Origin of the sequence: Dongia deserti (assembly GCF_003574735.1) — a bacterium.
Taxonomy (GTDB): Bacteria; Pseudomonadota; Alphaproteobacteria; order Dongiales; family Dongiaceae; genus Dongia_A; species Dongia_A deserti.
In genome coordinates, this window is sequence record NZ_QORW01000009.1 from 1 (window position 1) to 17,325 (window position 17,325).

The following is a 17,325-nucleotide window of genomic DNA, read 5'->3' on the forward strand; positions in this document are numbered from 1 at the left end:
GCCAATGCGGATAAGCTTATCCATGGACGGCTCCCTTCAATGAGATCTGCAACGACCTCATTCTGGCACATCGATGCCGCGCGGGGGCCGTCCACACCATCACGAGTTTGCCTGCCACGGCTGAGTGCTGCCCATCGAAACTCGTGGATGGTCGGACCAAGTCGGACCATGACGGAGTAACGAGTGCGCAAGGGGGGAGCGTTCGCGCATGGCGCTCATCCGTCTTCCCTGAACCTGCGCTCCAGGTCGTCGATGCCGCGCTCGAGCGAGAAGTGCTGGCGCACGCGCTCGTAGCCGGCCTCGGCCAGGCGCAGGCGCAGTTCGGGATCGCGCATCAGGCGCAAGAGCGCGCCCGACAGGTTCTCCGGCGCGTTCGGCGGCACCAGCAGGCCGGTCTCCCCCGGTACCACCAGCTCTGCAATGCCGGGCAGGTTGGTCGCAATCACCGCCAGCTTCTGGCTCTGCGCTTCCATCAGCACGTTGGGCAATCCGTCACGGTCGCCATCCTCCGCGATGCAGCTGGCCAGCACGAAGATATCCGCGGCCTGATAGGCCTCCAAGACCTGGTCCTGTGGTGCCGCGCCCTGCCAGGTGATGGAGTCCGCGATCTGCAGGGTGTCGGCGAGGTTCTTCAGTTCCTCCAGCAGCGGCCCGCCGCCGATATGATGAAAGTGCCATTGCGCTTCCTTGGGCAGCAGGGCGAGGGCCTGCAGCAGGTCGGCATAGCCCTTCTTGGGCACCGCGCGGCCGACGGAGAGAATGCGCAGCGGCGCCTGCAAGTTGCGTCTGTGGAGCGGCGGCTCGGGAAAGCGCGCGGAATCGAGACCGTGGTACACCAGGTGGATCTTGTCGCGATCCTCCGGCCGTGCAATCTCCCGCAAGTGCTCATAGCCGGCGCGCGTGCAGGTCACCAGCCAGTCGAGCGTCGCCAGCTTCTCGCGCTTGTCCCAGTCGGGCGAGGTCCAGATGTCCTTGGCGTGGGCCGAGCAGCTCCACGGCAGGCCGGTGATCAGATGTGCGTAATAGGTCGCCGACGCCGGCGTATGGATGAAATGCGCGTGCAGCCGTGTCGTGTCCTTCGGCAGCTCCGCCACCATCACGCAGGCCTGGCCGAAGCGCCGCGCGCGGTTGGGCGTCGGATCGCGCAGCAGATCCTTGATCCATTGCTTGAAAGCGCGCCAATAGCCACGCCGGAACTTCGCCTTGACCCAGGAGCGCAGGACGCGCCACGGCTCCTGATAGAGATATTCCGGCAGATAGGCGACGCCCGCCGCGATCTCGCGATGCACGGGATGCACATGCGTGTCGGTTGGAGAGCGCAGCGAGACGATCTTGATCGGAAACCCGCGCTGCTCGAGCGCGCGGATCTCCTGCGCGATGAACGTCTCCGACAAACGCGGATAGCCCTTGAGGATGAAAATCAGGCGGGACACTGGACACGAACCATAGACGCACTCCGAATCGTCATGGTCGGGCTTGGTTCGACCATCCACGACTTTCTATCTGCAAACGTGATGCCGCCCCGGACAAACTCGTGGATGCCCGTGCCAAGCACGGGCATGACGAAGAAGTTGAAGGTCATCGCTTTAGACGGTCGTCGCCCCTTACCGCGACTTGCGTCCGGCGAGGCGGGCGAGGCGGGGGCGGCTGTTGCCGGTGCGCTCGGTGCGCTCGCCGGTGCGGTTCCTGCGCACGCGATCAACGGCATGCGTGACGAGCCGGTTGAGGTTCTCCAGCCCGTCCATCAGGCCGGGCACCACCACATCGCTGGGCAGCGCCTGTTGCGGCAGCTGGCGCAAGGCGGTGGCCATGCGCTTCCAGTCGCGTTGACCGTGATCCTCCAGCATGGAAGAGAGGCCGAGCTCCTCCGCCCGCTTGGCGCGGATATATTGCTCCATGCGCGGCTCGGTACGCGGCACGATGACCGCGCGCTTGTCGAAGCTCAAGATCTCGCAGAACGTGTTGTAGCCGCCCATCGCCACGATGCCGATGGCATGCGCCATCAGATGCTCGATCTGCGCGTCGAAGGTGATGGCCTCGATATTGGGCAGCCTGTTGGCGCGGTGGATGAACTCCGCCTGGCGGTCGGAATGCATGAAGGGGCCGAGCACCAACAGCGCCGGATACGGCAGCGCCTTGTCGTTCTCATAGGCGCGCAGCACCCAATCGATCACTTCCTCGCCGTCGCCGCCGCCACCGGTTGTGACCAGCAGGTACGGCGCCTCGATCTTCTGCAGCGTCCAGTGCGCCGGGGTGCCGTGCGGCAGCGAGCGATGCAGATAGCCGGTATAGGTCATCTTGCGCCGCACCGATTTCGGCAGCTCGATCCCTTCCAGCGGATCGCAGATCTGCGGCAGGCCATAGACCCAGATCGAATCGTAGAGATCACGCAAGGCCGGCACCGCCTTCTTGCGCTCCCATTCGGGGATGAGGTGAACAGGGTCATCCATGATGTCGCGCAGTCCAAGCGCCAGGTGCGTGCCACGCTCCTTCAGCATGCGGAGCGTATTCTCCACTTCGCCGCGTAGCCCCAAGGGCTCCTTGTCCACGATGAAGATGTCGGGATCGAAGATGTCGGCGGCGTGCTGGATGATCGAATCGCGCATCGCCAGCGTCTCGTCGATATCGATCAGCAGGCTCAAGGGCGTGTAGTCGCCCGAACGCAGCTTGATGACCCCGGGAATGCGCACGAAATCCACGCGGGCCCGAAAATTGAAGCTGCCGATGATGGGCGAGCCGGTCAGGATGATGACCGACATATCCTTGTTCTGGTCGACCAGGGAATGGGCAATCGTGAGGCATCGCCTCAGGTGGCCCAATCCGAACGTGTCGTGTGAATAGATGAGGACGCGCACGTCCTTGTTCTTCGTTTGATTATCGGACACGCGCCTTGTCCCCTGTCAGCGGCGAGCGGCGTGAGTATGACATAGGCTCTTTACCGAAAAAAAGTATGAACCGGGATCGATAGCGGGCATTCCATCATCGCCGCATGATCTTTTCAAGCTATTGATATACCTTGGTATTTTTGTCACAAATCGGCTCACCGCGACGGAATTCCTGCGGCAGAAAACGCGAACCCTGTTGCCCGCAGGTGACAGAAATCAGAGCTCGGAAATCAGAGGGCGGGAATGCAATCGTTCGTTCCCGACTTCTGACTTCCGGCTTCCGAGTTCCGGCGCAGCCCCCTATTGTCCCAAAACACAACAGAATCAAGCAACCGGCGCATGTCGGTACGGGGCGCGGGCATGGAACACAATCTATTTCGCTATATATGGCGCAATAGCTGGCGTGACCAATCGGTCATTCTGGCCATCGTCGCCGTTTCCTACATTTTTTATTTCATCTCCCTCGACCTGCCGAAGCAGATCGTCAACAAGGCGATCCAGGGCGAGGCCTTCGCTGCCGGCAACACCACGGCAAAGTTCTTGGATCTCTCCATCGGCCCGATCGAATCGATCGGTCTGCCCGAGCTGACCTTGCTTCCCGGCTTCGACCTCGATCGCATTTCCTATCTCGTCGCCCTCTGCTTCTCGTTCCTGTTCTTTGTGATCCTGAACGGCTGGGTGAAGCAGATCGTGAATACGGAGAAGGGCCGCCTGGGCGAGCGCATGCTGCGCCGCCTGCGCTACGAGCTCTATGACCGCGTCCTCCGCTTCCCCTTGAGCCATTTCCGCAAGGTAAAGCAGGCGGAAATCGCGACCATGATCAAGGACGAGGTGGAACCGCTGGGCGGCTTCATTGGCGATGCCTACGTGACGCCCGCTTTCCTTGGTGGGCAGGCGCTCACCGCCCTCGTCTTCATCATGCTGCAGAGCGTCTGGCTTGGCCTCATCTCGGTCGTCGTGTTGGCAGTACAGCTGGTGGTCATTCCGATCCTGCGCCGACGTATCCTCGAGCTCGGCCGCCAACGGCAATTGACCGCGCGCCAGCTGGCCGGCCGCATCGCGGAGAATGTCGATGGCGCGGTCGAGATTCATGCAAACGATACCTCCAACTACGAACGCGCGGATATCGTCAACCGCCTGGAAAAGATTTTCCTGATCCGGTTCGAGCTCTATCAGCGCAAGTACTTCGTCAAATACATCAACAACATGCTGTCGCAGGTCACGCCGTTCCTGTTCTACCTGATCGGCGGTTACCTGGCGCTGACCGGGCGGTTCGACGTCGGGTCGCTGGTCGCGGTCATCGCCGCGTACAGCAACTTGCCGAGCCCGATCAAGGAGCTGATCGACTGGCAGCAGCAAAGCCAGGACGTGCAGATCAAATACGAGCAGGTGATCGAGCAGTTTACGCCGGACGGCATGATGCCGCCGGAGTTGCAGCAGCCAACCGACCAGGTTCCAGCCGCTCCTGCGGGCGGCTTCTCCGCTCAATCCGTGGCCTACTACGACGAAGGCGGGGCACGGCTGCTGGACAATGCGGCGTTGGAGGTCGGCGGCCGCGACCATCTGGCGATCGTTGGGTTCAACGGCTCAGGCAAGGAGGTGCTGGGCCTGATCCTGGCGCGGCTGACCTGGCCGACGACCGGCACGCTGCGCTGGGGTAATGCCGACATGGCCACGCTGCCGGAAGGCGCGATCGGCCGGCACATCTCCTACGTCGCCGACGAGACCTACCTCTTCCCGCTCTCCATCCTCGACAACGTGGTCTATGGCCTAAAGCATCGGCCGATCGCGCCGGCGCATTATGAAGGGCGGGCGCTCATGCACTATCAGCGCCGCATCACGGAGGCCAGGCGCACGGCCAATCCGACGCTCGACATCTATGCGCAATGGATCGATTTCGGAGCGGCCGGTGTCGACGATCTTGCCGGACTGAAGCGCCGCATCATCGACCTGCTGCCGGCCGTGGAGCTGGACGATGATGTCTACCAGTTCGGTCTGCGCGGCCGCATCGATCCCGACGAGCAGCCCGACGTCGCCGCCCGCTTCCTGGAAGCACGCGCTGCCATCCATCGGCGCCTGGAGGAACCGGGCATGAGTCACTTGGTCGAGCATTTCGATCCCAACCGCTACAACCGCAACATGACGGTGGCGGAGAACCTGCTGTTCGGCACGCCACGCGGCCCGGTGTTCGACCTCGCCGCCTTGCGCGACAACAAGGTGCTCGCGAACGTGATTGACGCCGTGGGCCTGAAGCCGGCCCTGATGGCGATGGGCGCCAAGATCGGCGAGACCATGGTCGAGCTGTTCGCTGACTTGCCGCCCGGCCATCCCTTCTTCGAGCAGTTCAGCTTCGTCTCCGCCGACGATCTGCCGCTGGTTCAGCAACTGCTGAACCGCGTGCAGCGTAGTGGGTTGGAGAACGCCGCCCCGGCCGATCAGCAGCGCCTGGTCGCCATCACCTTCCCCTATATCGAATCCCGACATCGCTTGGGCTTGATCGATGCCGAACTCGAAGCGCGGCTGCTCGCCGGACGCCGCAGCTTCGCCGAAACCCTGCCGGATGAATACCAGGACTACATCGAGTTCTTCGATCCGGACCGCTACAACGCCGCCGCCACGGTGCAGGACAACATGCTGTTCGGCCGCCTGGTCTATGGCCAGGCACAGGCCGCACAGCGCATCCATCGCCTGCTGCTCGACGTGGTGACCGAGATCGGCCTCAAGTCCGAGGTGCTGGCGGTCGGCCTGGAGCATGGCGTCGGGACGGGCGGACGGCGCCTGACGCAAGCGCAGCGGCAGAAAGTGGCGCTGGTGCGCGCGCTGGTCCGCCGGCCCAGGATTCTGATCCTCAACAACGCCTTGGCGCCGCTGGAAAGCGCAGCGCAGACGCGCCTCGTCAAGGCGCTGCGGCAGGAGATGAAGGACCGCTGCTTGATCCTGATCGCCGACAACGCTGCCTTGTGCAGCATCATGGACCGGGTGGCGGTGATGCGCGACGGCCGCGTGATCGAGCAGGGACCATTGGATCGACTGGCGCGGCCGGGGACGGCCCTGTCCGATCTCGGGATCGGACTGCAGATGGCCGCGAGCTAGCCAAGTTCACAACAATCGAGTCATAATTTCAGGGACGGAGACCGAGACACATGAGCATCATCGACGACGTTGAAGCGCTGAAGCGCATGGAACTGTTCGCCAAGGTGGAGCCGGCCAAGCTGAAGCTGATGGCCTTCGCGGCGGAACGTACCCAGTTCCGCAAAGGCGAGGAGATGGTGCACCAGGGCGATCCCGCCGACGCCGCCTACATCATCCTGGAGGGCAGGGCTGATGTGCTGGTCGAAACCCCGACCGGGAACCTCAAGGTTGCGGAGGTCGGGCGCGATGCGTTCGTGGGTGAGATCGGTATTCTGTGCGATGTGCCTCGCACCGCGACCGTGGTGGCGACCGAGGATCTCACCACGCTCAAGATCACCAAGGACCTGTTCTTCCGCATGGTGACGGATTTCCCGACCATCTCCATCGAGGTCATGCGCGTCCTCGCCCAGCGCCTCGAGCACGCCAACGAGCTGCTGGCAGCGACCAGGCATTGAGCCGTCTCGATTCCTTCATCCGCCGTCTGGAGGCACAGCGCGCGTGCCTCAACCGCGCCGCGCAGCTGATCGCGGCGCTCCCGGGCAACGTGCTTGAATTCGGCCTCGGCAACGGGCGCACCTACGATCACCTGCGGGAAACGCTACGGGAGCGCGACATCTATGTATTCGAGCGCAAGGTGGCCGCGCACCCCGACTGCATCCCCCCGGACGATCGCCTATTCCTCGGCGACTTCCTCGAGAGCCTGCCCAAGGCGATCGCGCAACTGGGCCGCAACACCGCTCTTGCCAATCTCGACATCGGCTCCGGCGATGAGGAAGCCAGCAAACAGCTCGCGCGCGCCATGCTGCCATCCGTCCTGCAATTGCTGAAGCCAGGCAGCATCCTCATCAGCGATCAGCCGGTCGAAAGCGCCGACCTCGAAGCCCTTCCGCTGCCTGCCGGCATCAAGCCGGGCCGCTATTTTCTCCATCGCAGGCGCTAGGCAGAACGCTTCCCCCATTCGTCATGGTCGATTGGCCGCATTACTCAGCGCATCTGCTTCAACATCGCCAGCAGCCGTGCAATCTCCGCTTCGCTCATGCCGCCGATGCGCGTGGCGAGGCGATTGGCAAGCTCTGTCGCCTGCGGGCTCAAGCCCGCGGTGTCGATGGTCACCCGGGGGTCCGACAGCTCCGCCAGCGCCTTCAATTCATCCACCTCTTCCCAGGCGAGATTAAAGTGGGCCGCGACCTGCTGCACCAGTCCAGGGGTCGGCTTGCCGCGATGCCCGTGCTCCAGCGCCGACAGGTAGGCCGAGCTCACCTTCAGCGCTTTCGCGAGGTCCTTGAGCTGGCACTGCCGTGCCTCCCGCAGATCGCGCAGCTTCCGGCCGAAGGGAGTCATCGAGGAGCCTGCTCCGCGCATGGCAAGCAACTCCCTCCCCCAAGTTGGGGGAGGGAAGTGTTATGTGTTCGAGCCGTGCCAGTGGTCATTTCTCCCGCACCCGCTTCAGCAGCACGTAGAGCGCGCCTTCGCCGCCGTGCTGCGGCTCGGCGTAGTCGAAGGCGAGCACCAGCGAGCGGAACGCCGGCTCGTTCAGCCAGCGCGGGACGGCCTGGCGCAGGATGCCGGTCTTCGATGTCGTCATGCCCTTGCCCGTCACGACCAGCACGGTGCGCTTGCCGGCTGCGTGCGCGCGCCTCAGAAACGCGAGCAGATCGTCATGCGCGTCCTGTTGCGTGCGGCCATGCAGATCGATCTTGCCTTCGATCGGCAGCTTGCCCTTGCGGAAGCGCTCGGCCTGCCGCCGGTCGATACCGTGGCTGAGGCCGTGGGCCAGCTCATGGGGCTTGGCAGACGGCGCTGGCTTCGGCTTGGGCGGTGGAGGAGCCGGCGTTGCAGGCTTGGCAGTTTTCGCCTTCGGCGCGGGCGCGCCTGGCGCCTCTTCCTTGGGCAGGGCCGCGCGACGCTTGGACTTGATGGGCCGCACGGTTTGCGCGACGTTGCGCCAAAGCTCGAGTTCCTCGGGCGTGACCCGCCGCTTCGGCATCGCTCTAGGGTTCGTCGACCAAGATGATGTGCAGACGTTTTGGCCCGTGCGCCCCCATCAGAATGGTCTGCTCGATATCGCCGCTACGTGACGGGCCGGTGACGAGATTCAACGTGCGCGGCATCACCTCGCCATACTGCGCCTTCAGCCGCTCCCACAGTTCCTCGTAGGTGCCGGTGAGGTCCTTGGCATCGACAACAGCGATGTGTGTCTCGGGCAGGAAGTTGAGCAGCGTCGGCGATGACGCGCCGGAGGTGAGCGCAAGCGTGCCCGTCTCGGCGATGCCCGCAAACGCACCGGTCACCGAGACAGGATGCGAGCCGTCAGTCCCGCCTATGCTGGTGTTGAGCAATGGCTGCGAAGCCCAATCGAGCTCGGTGATGCGCGGGTCCGGCGCCAGCCGCGCTTCCGCCGGCAGGTTGTGCTGGCTGAGATAGTTCTTCACAAGGCTGGGCACGTCCGCGCGCGAGCTGGCGCGATCGACCGTAGCCGCCGCTTGCACCGCCATGCGCGTGAACAACGCCTTGCGTTCCTCGCCGCCGACCTGCCCGCGCTGCGGCACAGGGCCGGAGCCGGGATAAGGTTTCGGCCCAGCGCGACCCGCGCGAATGCGATTCAAGATTTCGTCGCGCGCACTCACTTCTTGCCCCGATACATCGCCATGAAGGTACGGCCCTGGGGCGCGGGCAGATCGCGGTGCCTGGTCCAGGCTTCGGCCAGCGGCAGGGACGAGAACCGCCCGCGCCGACTACCCAGCATGCCGAGCACGCCGACCCCAACACGCATCGCCAGACGATACAGCGCCGGCCGCGTCGCCAGGGCCGCCCACGCCTTCAGCGCCCAGCGCGCGCGGTTGCCGTGCAAGCGCCGCTCGAACGCCTCTTCGCGCCAGTGGCGCAGCATCTTGGGAATCGGAATGCGGACAGGGCACACCTGCTCGCAGCGGCCGCACAGGGACGACGCTTCCGGCAGCGGCGAGGCATGCTCGATGCCGATCAAGGCCGGCGTGGTGATGGCGCCGATCGGGCCGGCATAGACCCAGCCGTAGGCATGCCCGCCGACATTGTGATAGATCGGACAGTGATTGAGGCACGCGCCGCAGCGGATGCAGCGCAGCATCTCCTCGAACTCGGTGCCAAGCAACTTGCTGCGGCCGTTGTCCACCAGCACGACGTGGAACTCGTCCGGACCGTCGACATCGCCCGGCCGCCGCGGCCCGGTCGAGAACGTCGTGTAGGCCGACATCTCCTGCCCGGTTGCCGAGCGCGCCAGCACGCGCAGCAGCAGCCCGGCATCCTGGAGGCTCGGCACGATCTTCTCGATGCCGGCCAGCACAATGTGGATGCGCGGCAAGGTCTGCGTCAGGTCGCCATTGCCCTCGTTGGTCACGATGGTGGTGGATCCGGTGTTCGCGATCAGGAAATTGGCGCCGGTGATGCCGACATCCGCCACCAGGAAGCGGCCGCGCAATTTCACGCGCGCCTCGTGCAGCAGGCTCGAGGGCTCTGTGAGGTTGCGATTGGGATCGAGATCGGTGTGGATCTTGCGGAACGTTGCCTCCACCTGATCCCTGGTCACGTGCACCGACGGCGCGATGATGTGGCTGGGCGGTTCGTTCCGGAGCTGGATGATGTATTCGCCGAGGTCGGTCTCGATCGGCTCGATGCCGTTGGCCGCGAGATGATCGTTGATGCCGATCTCCTCGCCTACCATGGTCTTGCCCTTGGTCACGGTCTTGGCGCCGGCCGTGCGGCAGATATCCAGGATGGTCTTGCGCGCGTCCGCCGGCGTCGCGCACCAGTGCACGCGACCGCCGTTCTTCACCACGTTGCCTTCGAACTCGACAAGATATTCGTCCAGCCGGCTCAGCACGTGGTTCTTGAGATCGCGCGCCGCGTCGCGCAGCGCGTCGAACTCCGGCAGCGCATCCATCGCGTCCTGGCGCTTGGTGATGAATTTGGTGCGCACGTGGGTCAGCGCCTGCTGCAGGTGCGCATCGTTCAGCGCGCGCGCCGCATTGTCCTTGAACAGGTGCGAGGTCGATTGCATCGGCCTATTGCCCTTCGCCGATGGCGGAATCCTGCGCCATGCCGGCCAGCACCTCGGCGACGTGACGAGCCTCGATCTTGCTGCCCTTGCGCTTCAGCTTGCCGGCGATGTTGAGCAGGCATCCCATGTCGGCGGCCAGCACGACGTCGGCGCCGGTCGCTTCGATGTTGGCAACCTTGTCCTCCACCATGCGGTTGGAGATGTCGGGGAACTTGACGCAGAAGGTGCCGCCGAAGCCGCAGCACGGCTCGCTGTCCGGCAACTCCTTGAACTTAAGTCCGCCGACCTTGGCCAGCAGCTCGCGCGGCTGCTTCTTCACCTGGAGCTCGCGCAGCGACGAGCAGGAATCGTGATAGGTGACGGTCTGCGCGAACTCGGAATAGACGCCGTCCCATTGCGCAACGTCGCGCAGGAACTGCGTCAGCTCATAGGTCTTGTCGGCGAGCGCCTTGGCCCGCGCCGCGAACGCGGGATCGCCGGCCAGCAGCTCCGGATAGTGGGTCTTGATCATGCCCGCGCAGGATCCGCTGGGCACCACCACGTGGTCGAATCCCTCGAACGCCTGGACGACCTGCCGCGCGATGGCGAGCGCGCTCTCCTTGTCGCCGGAATTGTAGCCCGGCTGGCCACAGCAGGTCTGCGCATCCGGCACTACGACGGTGAACGGACCGCTGCGCTCGATAAGAGCGATCGCGGCGAACCCCACCACTGGCCGATAGAGATCGACCAGGCAGGTGACGAACAGGCCGACCTGCTTGCGCGGCGTGCCGTTCATGAGCCAGCCTGCTGCCTCAGCCAGCGTTCGCCCACGGCGCGCGGCACGATCACCCAATAGGTGCCTTGCTGCCTCATCGGACCAGCCATGGCCTCCGCTTCCTCCCCCGCGCCCCAGAACAGATCGATCCGCCCTGGGCCCTTGATCGCGCCGCCTTTATCCTGCGCCACCGCCAGGCGCTGCAAGGGCGCATTTGTCTTTGGGATGGTCGTATCCAGCCAGACCGGCAGCCCGAGCGGCACGAAGGCGGGATCGACCGCGATGGAGCGGCCCGGCGTCAGCGGCACGCCGAGGGCGCCGAGCGGCCCCACATTCGGATCCGCCTTTGCCTCCTTGAAAAAGACGTAGCGGGGGTTCCGATGCAGCCAGCTGTCGATCTCGTCGGGATGCGCGTTGAGATAGGCGCGGATCGTCTGCAGCGAGGCTTCCTCCTTGGTCATGATGCCCGCATCGACCATCGCCTTGCCGATCGAGACGTATTGTCGTTCGTTGGTGCCCGCGAACCCGACGCGCACGACCTCGCCGTTCTCGAGCCGCACGCGCCCCGAGCCCTGCACCTGCAGGAAGAACGCCTCGACGCGGTCATTGACCCACAGCAGTTCCAGCTTCTTGCCCGCGAACGCGCCGCCATCGATCTCGGCCCTGTCGTACTGCGTCGGATTCGGCGGCAGACGGTAGAGCGGATGGGGATGCGCCGCGTCCTTGATGCGGCTGCCTTTCAGCTCCGGCTCATAGTAGCCAGTCACCAGCGCCGACGTGCCGGCACCGGGGTCGAGTGCGACGAAATGCGCTTCCAGTGTCCGCCGTAGCGCTTGGTCGGGATCGGCGACCAAAGCCGCCCGTAGTTCCGCGATCGCATCGCATGCCTCGCGCCACTCCGTCGGCGACCCGCCGATCCCGAGTGCCTTGTCGGAGGACAAGGTCGCGATCACCCCGCAGCTCGCCAGCAGCGCAGGATACGCCTGAAAGCTCGCATCCGCCTGCCAGCCGGGCAGCCGCGACAGTTCCACAAGGTGCGGCAGCGGCGTTTCCCCAGTTGGGACGCAGGCGGCGAGAATGAACACCGTCAAAGAAAGAATCCCCTTCCCCCCTCGCGGGGCGGGGCGATTACGGGTGACCGGGTGAGCATCGCTCCCCCTGCCGCACCTTGAGGGAGGGGACTTCAGCGCGTGCTCGTCACGTGCCCCCGCCCTGTCCGCAAGGAGAGAGGGAAGGATTTTCTTGACTCGCCTGGAGCGAAGAAAGGGATGCAGAAGACTCGACAAAACCATCCGCCACCCATGCCATGAGTGGGCGGTGATTGCCAACTCTCGTCTGCGCTTACAGGGGGCTTTCGGTGGCGACGAGGACCCAGTTCGGGTCGCGCGATTTGATGGAGCGCGCGAACGTCCAGATGTCGGTGATGTTGGCGACCTCGGATGGGTCGCCATCGATGATGCGGCCTTCCTGGTCCTTGGTGACATTGATCTGCTGGGAGACGAACTTCACCGCCACCTGCGCCTCGTCGCCCTTGAGCTCGGCGGCGGCGATGTCGGCGCTCAGGATGCCGACCACGGTCGTCTCGTGGCGATGCTTGTTGCGATTGCGTTCCTCGATCGCGGCGGTGAAATTGCTATAGACTTGATCGTTGAGCAGCGGCCGCAGCGCCTTGGTATCGCCCTGCGCGAATTCGTTGACGATCATGTCGAACGCCACGCGGGCGCCGACGACGAAGTCGACCGGATCGAACTTGGGATCGGCGTTGCGGATGGCATCCAGGCCGCGCCGCACATCGCCCGCGACCGCACCGATCGCCGCTTCCAGCTTGCGCCGCTCGCGATCCGCGCGATCGTGGCGCGCGGGCGGCTCCGGCAGATGGCGGACATTGCCGTCGCGCTCCGGCAGAGTGGCCGGCGCCTCCGTGTCCTTGGTGCGGAACGGGTCGAACGGCTTTTCATGGCCGGTGCGGCGCCCCAGCACGCTGTATAATCGCCAGCCCAGGAATGCGGCAACGATGGCGAAGAACAGGATTTCCAGCACGTTATGCGACCTGTGACATTCCTCTAAAGGAAACTGGCCCAAATGTCTGGAGCAACCGCGCCATGCGCTTTGGACCGATCGCCGTTGCGGTGGCGACCTGTCCCTCTTAGATAGGCAATTGGCGGGGCAAGAGCAAGCTTGGCCCGGGATAGGTTGACTAAAGAACTAGTAAAGATGCTGAGATTGATCGCCTTCACCGCTATCGCCCTGCCATTCCTGGAAATTGCAGGTTTTGTCTGGCTGGGCGGCAAGCTGGGCGTGGTCCTGACCCTGGTCTGGGTAATCGGCGCCATAGTGGCCGGCCTCGCGCTGCTGCGCCGGACCGGGCTGCAGGCTGTCGGGCGCCTGCGCGCCGCCCTGGCCGAGGGGCGGGAGCCCGGCCATTCGATCATCGACGCAGCCTGCTTTGCCGCGGCGGCCATGCTGCTGATCCTGCCGGGCTTCGTCTCCGATGCCCTAGCGGTGGTCCTGATGCTGCCCATCACGCGCCATTGGTTGCTGCGGCGAACTGCCGCGCATTTCGAGGCGCACGTCTATCACAGCACGGGCACGATTCACGGCGAATTCACCGTCGTGCCGGATGGTGACGAAGATGCACCGAAGGACGAGAAAAAGCCGCCCCCGCGCATCGGTCACGACCGCAAGATCATCGATGTCGAATAGCTTGGTTCCATGATCCTCATCCGCCACGGCCAGTCCGAGTTCAACGTCCATTTCAGCCGCACCGGCATCGACCCGGGCATCACCGATCCGCACCTGACCGAAGCGGGCCGCACCCAGGTGCGCACCACTGCGGAGGCAATCCGGCGCAGCGAGCGCCCGATCGTGCGCGTCGTCACCAGTCCCTACACCCGCGCGCTGCAGACCGCGGAGATCCTCGCCGACGTGCTGAGGGTGCCGGTCGATGTCGAGCCGCTGGTGCGCGAGCACGCCATGTTCCAGTGCGATGTCGGCACGTGCCGCTCGGCTCTGAGCCAAAGCTGGCCCGCCCTCAAATTCGATCACTTGGAGGAGACCTGGTGGCCGGCCCTGGACGAGAGCGAGGCCGACGTCATCCGCCGCGCCCGCTCCTTCCAGCTGCGCGCCGCCACCTGGATCGACTGGCGCGAGGTCGCGGTGGTGAGCCACTGGGGCTTCCTGCTGCGCCTCACCGGCAAGTCGCTCGCTAACGCCGAGCACCTGCCGTTCGATCCGACGGGCTGAGGTCCGGAATGGCGCGGCGGGACACCATCGTCGTCGCGCGTCCCGCCGGCCTCGAGGGCGTGGAGCTGCTGCAGGCCGTCGACACCCATCATTATTTCCCCAGGCACTTCCACGACACCTATTGCGTCCCGGTGCAGGAGCGCGGCGCGATGGTCTCGCTCTATCGCAACCGCCGCAACGTGCTGACCCCCGGCGACGTCGATTTCCTGGAGCCGGGCGAGGTCCATACCTCCTGGGAGGGGGACGGCAGCGGCTGGTCCTATCGCTGCCTCTATCTCGATCCCGGCTTCGTCGCCTTTGCGGGTCTGGAGCGCGGCGACATGCGGATCCCAACGCTCCGCCAGCTCGCGCCCCACAAGGACGGGGTCTTGTTCGCGGCCCTCCAAAGTGCCCATGCCGGATTGCTGCGCACCCAGGACGAGGCGTTGGCCGGCGAAACGCGCCTGACCCAAGCCGTCGCGGCTTTGCTGCAGAAGTCCACGGCAACGAAGATCGCCTCCGCGCGCTCCGGCGCGGAGCCATCCCACGTGCGGCGTGTTCGCCAGTATCTGCACGATCGCCTCGAGGAGCGTGTCAGCCTGCGGGCGCTCGCCGCCCTGGTCGATCTCAACCCGGTCTACCTGGTCCGCGCCTTCCGCCGCGCGACCGGACTGCCGCCCCATGCCTATCAGCGGCAGATCCGCATCAATCGCGCCCAGTCGCTGCTGCGGCAGGGCGAGAGCCCTGCCGCCGTGGCCGCCGCGACGGGCTTCGCTGACCAGGCCCACCTCACCCGCGCCTTCCGCAACGCCCTCGGCATTACGCCGGCGGCCTATGCCAGGGCGCAAACTGCATGAGATCGAGCAGGGCGGTGTCAACTTTCAAGCGCAACGCTAGTATCATCGGTTGACTATGGGTCAGCCAGTTGGGGGATAAGGACAATGGCCGGCAAGACCTCAAAGAAGTCGGCGAAGGTCGCACAGAAGGTCGCCGCCAGACGTGCCAACGGGAAGCCGACGCTCCTCTCAGGCGGCAATCCCCAGATTGCTAAGGCCTACGGCGATGCGCCCGTGCAGGCCTACATCGCGGCAATGCCCGGCTGGAAACGCGATCTCGGGCGGCGCCTCGACGCGCTCATCGTGCGCACCGTCCCCGGCGTGCACAAGGCCGTCAAGTGGAACTCGCCCTTCTACGGAGTCGAGGACCACGCCTGGTTCCTCAGCTTTCATTGCTTCACGAAATACATAAAAGTGACTTTCTTCCGCGGCGCGTCGCTGCATCCAGTCCCGGCCGGCGAGTCCAAGCACAAGGACGTGCGCTACCTCGATATCTACGAGGGCCAGCTCGACGAAGCGCAGTTCGTCGATTGGGTGAAGCAAGCCAGCCAATTGCCTGGCGAACGCATGTGAGTGAGTATATGCACTGGGATCGTCTGTGCGCCGTGTGTGTGTGTCTTGGGGCCCGTGGCGCATGGACTTCAAAACTCTGGGGGAGTTTCATGGCGGACAAAATAGCCGTCATTAAGACCGGTTGGTCAGACGACTTCATGGGCAGTCCGGTCGAGGCCGATCACCAACACGTGCGCAAATTCAAGGACGGGCACGAGAAGTACAATTTCTTGCCCAGACCTGACGGGCGCTTCTACGCCTACACGCCGCCGCTGGGAAGGAAGATGGTTGCTCCAAGACCGAAGGAGCTTGAAGGCTGGCTGGTGTTCTCGGTCGCCAAGAAGCCAAAGGAACGGGGGCTTTATCTCACTGGCTGGTATGAGGGCGCGACCTTTGTGGGCGACTTCGCCGACCGGCCCGAATATGACGCCGCTAATCCATCGCTGCCACGTGATGAGAACGGCCAACCTTATCAATATATTCTATCGGCGCTGCAGGCCGCGCACCTTGATCTGCGGATGAATAAGCATGTGTTCGCCGGCGAACACATGAAGCGCGCGTCGGTCTTCTACCTCAGGGGCAATGGAGTGAAGAACGGCTGGTGCGAGGATCTCGCGCAGCGCCTACTGGAGATCCGCCAACGCTGGAATAACGGTGAGGCCACTGACCAAAGCCCAGTGATTGACGCCGGCCAAGGCGGGATCTGTGCAGACGCCAAGCGACGTCAAGAGGTTGAGCAGGCGGCTGTTGCGCTTGTGAGAGCGCACTATTCCGAAACCCGGTACGAAGTAATAGATCGGCAATCCGACAATTGCGGCTTCGACTTGCTGGTGCGCGCGAAAAAGTCCCGAGATGAGCTGCATGTTGAGGTCAAGGGTACACAGAATAAAGTGCCGCATTTTCTGATGTCGCATAAGGAATATGCCTATATGCAGGCGTATCCCCGGTGCTGGCGCCTAGCCATGGTCACCGAGGCTTTGTCGAAGTCGCCCAAGCTTGAGATCATGGATGCAGAGAAAGCACAGGCGCGTTTTTCCTGGAAGGAATTCACCTGGCACGCCACCAGCAAGTAAGGTGAGGCAGCTTCAAATCGTCAATAACAGTCGCGCTCACGCGATGGCAAAACGCGTTGGCGAGCTTCATTTGTCCGTACGCCTGACACTCAAGATCGAAGGTGGCTGCGACGCAATGAAGGCCGCCGACAACAGCTAAGAAAGCGACACCACCATGAAGAAGAGCAAGAGCGGCTCGAAACAAGCAACAGGAGGCGACTCCCCCTCTCAGCTGATCGATACCAGGATCAAGGAGCTGAATGATTGGCGAGGCGAGACGCTCGCTCGAGTCCGAATGCTCATCAAGCAGGCCGACCCCGACGTGGTCGAAGAGTGGAAGTGGAGAGGAGTTCCGGTGTGGTCGCACGCCGGAATCATCTGCACCGGTGAGACCTACAAGAGTGTCGTGAAGATGACGTTCGCCAAGGGCGCATCGTTGGAGGACCCTTCAGGCCTCTTCAATTCCAGCCTCGAGGGCAACACCAGGCGTGCCATCGATCTCCACGAGGGCGACAAGATCGATGAGAAGGCGTTGAAGGCGCTCATCCGCGCCGCCGTGGCACTGAATACGTCGAAGGCTGCCGCTCGCCCAGTCCGCTCTCTGAAGCGACCAAAGAGCGCTTGAGGTCCTGGTATAATAAATCGCTCGCGTTCAGTAACAGATCGCTCGTCTTTGCGGTCGCCGCAGCGGTCCCGCTTGACTCCCTCCCTCGCAGCCCAAAGACTAGCCTCATGCCCGACGCAGCCGGGAGAAATGGCTGACGGGCGGGAGGGAGCTGGCCCTGCGCGTGCGGTGACGCCGCGATAACAGAACCATGTTTCGATTGCCGGAGATTTGTTGCGCAACGATTGTCGG

The 17,325-nt window shown here is 64.0% G+C and carries 18 protein-coding genes; 9 read left to right on the top strand and 9 right to left on the bottom strand.

Annotated features, from left to right (window positions below; all coding sequences use genetic code 11):
- Positions 1 to 215 precede the first annotated feature (215 nt).
- Positions 216 to 1,433 carry a glycosyltransferase family 4 protein gene (locus DTX69_RS14995; protein ID WP_119302367.1) on the bottom strand — a complete coding sequence of 406 codons (1,218 nt, stop codon included), beginning with the start codon at positions 1,431 to 1,433 and terminating at the stop codon, positions 216 to 218.
- A 171-nt stretch (positions 1,434 to 1,604) separates the two neighbouring features.
- Complete coding sequence (locus tag DTX69_RS15000) at positions 1,605 to 2,885, bottom strand: glycosyltransferase family protein (RefSeq protein WP_284735797.1); 1,281 nt, start codon at positions 2,883 to 2,885, stop codon at positions 1,605 to 1,607.
- Between the two features lie 360 nt (positions 2,886 to 3,245).
- On the opposite strand from DTX69_RS15000, the gene DTX69_RS15005 reads away from it, so the two are divergent.
- Genes DTX69_RS15005 through DTX69_RS15015 form a run of 3 tightly spaced genes read left to right on the top strand, consistent with a single transcriptional unit; the run spans position 3,246 to position 6,957 of the window.
- On the top strand, positions 3,246 to 5,978 hold the full coding sequence (locus tag DTX69_RS15005; RefSeq protein WP_162917196.1) for an ABC transporter ATP-binding protein/permease: 2,733 nt from the start codon (positions 3,246 to 3,248) through the stop codon (positions 5,976 to 5,978).
- Positions 5,979 to 6,028: 50 nt separating this feature from the next.
- A complete protein-coding gene (locus DTX69_RS15010) occupies positions 6,029 to 6,472 on the top strand; it encodes a cyclic nucleotide-binding domain-containing protein (protein ID WP_119302369.1) in 444 nt (147 codons plus the stop codon).
- Entirely contained in the window at positions 6,469 to 6,957 is a 489-nt protein-coding gene (locus DTX69_RS15015; RefSeq protein ID WP_119302370.1) for a class I SAM-dependent methyltransferase, read from the top strand. The genes DTX69_RS15010 and DTX69_RS15015 overlap by 4 nt, the downstream gene beginning before the upstream one ends.
- 44 nt (positions 6,958 to 7,001) lie before the next feature.
- Here DTX69_RS15015 and DTX69_RS15020 read toward each other — a convergent pair whose 3' ends face one another.
- The 7 genes from DTX69_RS15020 to DTX69_RS15050 form a co-directional block, all read right to left on the bottom strand.
- Positions 7,002 to 7,358, bottom strand: a complete 357-nt coding sequence (locus tag DTX69_RS15020; RefSeq protein ID WP_119302371.1) for a helix-turn-helix domain-containing protein — start codon at positions 7,356 to 7,358, stop codon at positions 7,002 to 7,004.
- An 85-nt stretch (positions 7,359 to 7,443) separates the two neighbouring features.
- The gene (locus tag DTX69_RS15025; RefSeq protein ID WP_119302372.1) at positions 7,444 to 8,004 is read right to left on the bottom strand and encodes a Smr/MutS family protein; all 561 of its coding nucleotides are present in this window, start codon (positions 8,002 to 8,004) and stop codon (positions 7,444 to 7,446) included.
- Positions 8,005 to 8,008: 4 nt separating this feature from the next.
- Positions 8,009 to 8,623, bottom strand: coding sequence for a LutC/YkgG family protein (locus DTX69_RS15030; RefSeq protein ID WP_284735798.1), 615 nt, complete (start codon positions 8,621 to 8,623; stop codon positions 8,009 to 8,011).
- A 17-nt stretch (positions 8,624 to 8,640) separates the two neighbouring features.
- On the bottom strand, positions 8,641 to 10,053 hold the full coding sequence (locus DTX69_RS15035) for a LutB/LldF family L-lactate oxidation iron-sulfur protein (protein WP_119302374.1): 1,413 nt from the start codon (positions 10,051 to 10,053) through the stop codon (positions 8,641 to 8,643).
- Between the two features lie 4 nt (positions 10,054 to 10,057).
- A complete protein-coding gene (locus DTX69_RS15040) occupies positions 10,058 to 10,828 on the bottom strand; it encodes a (Fe-S)-binding protein (RefSeq protein ID WP_119302375.1) in 771 nt (256 codons plus the stop codon).
- On the bottom strand, positions 10,825 to 11,892 hold the full coding sequence (gene mltA / locus DTX69_RS15045; protein WP_284735822.1) for a murein transglycosylase A: 1,068 nt from the start codon (positions 11,890 to 11,892) through the stop codon (positions 10,825 to 10,827). The genes DTX69_RS15040 and mltA overlap by 4 nt, the downstream gene beginning before the upstream one ends.
- Before the next feature lie 256 nt (positions 11,893 to 12,148).
- Positions 12,149 to 12,847, bottom strand: a complete 699-nt coding sequence (locus tag DTX69_RS15050) for a Tim44/TimA family putative adaptor protein (RefSeq protein ID WP_119302377.1) — start codon at positions 12,845 to 12,847, stop codon at positions 12,149 to 12,151.
- 183 nt (positions 12,848 to 13,030) lie between these two features.
- Between DTX69_RS15050 and DTX69_RS15055 the strand changes: the two genes are divergently transcribed.
- The 6 genes from DTX69_RS15055 (at position 13,031) to DTX69_RS15080 (ending at position 17,094) form a co-directional block, all read left to right on the top strand.
- On the top strand, positions 13,031 to 13,510 hold the full coding sequence (locus DTX69_RS15055; RefSeq protein ID WP_162917198.1) for an FxsA family protein: 480 nt from the start codon (positions 13,031 to 13,033) through the stop codon (positions 13,508 to 13,510).
- Positions 13,511 to 13,519: 9 nt separating this feature from the next.
- Entirely contained in the window at positions 13,520 to 14,050 is a 531-nt protein-coding gene (locus tag DTX69_RS15060) for a histidine phosphatase family protein (RefSeq protein WP_119302379.1), read from the top strand.
- A gap of 8 nt (positions 14,051 to 14,058) precedes the next feature.
- On the top strand, positions 14,059 to 14,886 hold the full coding sequence (locus DTX69_RS15065) for an AraC family transcriptional regulator (RefSeq protein WP_119302380.1): 828 nt from the start codon (positions 14,059 to 14,061) through the stop codon (positions 14,884 to 14,886).
- An 84-nt stretch (positions 14,887 to 14,970) separates the two neighbouring features.
- On the top strand, positions 14,971 to 15,438 hold the full coding sequence (locus DTX69_RS15070) for a DUF1801 domain-containing protein (protein WP_119302381.1): 468 nt from the start codon (positions 14,971 to 14,973) through the stop codon (positions 15,436 to 15,438).
- Between the two features lie 89 nt (positions 15,439 to 15,527).
- Complete coding sequence (locus DTX69_RS15075) at positions 15,528 to 16,490, top strand: DUF3883 domain-containing protein (RefSeq protein ID WP_162917199.1); 963 nt, start codon at positions 15,528 to 15,530, stop codon at positions 16,488 to 16,490.
- A gap of 154 nt (positions 16,491 to 16,644) precedes the next feature.
- Positions 16,645 to 17,094 carry a DUF1801 domain-containing protein gene (locus DTX69_RS15080; protein ID WP_119302383.1) on the top strand — a complete coding sequence of 150 codons (450 nt, stop codon included), beginning with the start codon at positions 16,645 to 16,647 and terminating at the stop codon, positions 17,092 to 17,094.
- Positions 17,095 to 17,325 lie beyond the last annotated feature (231 nt).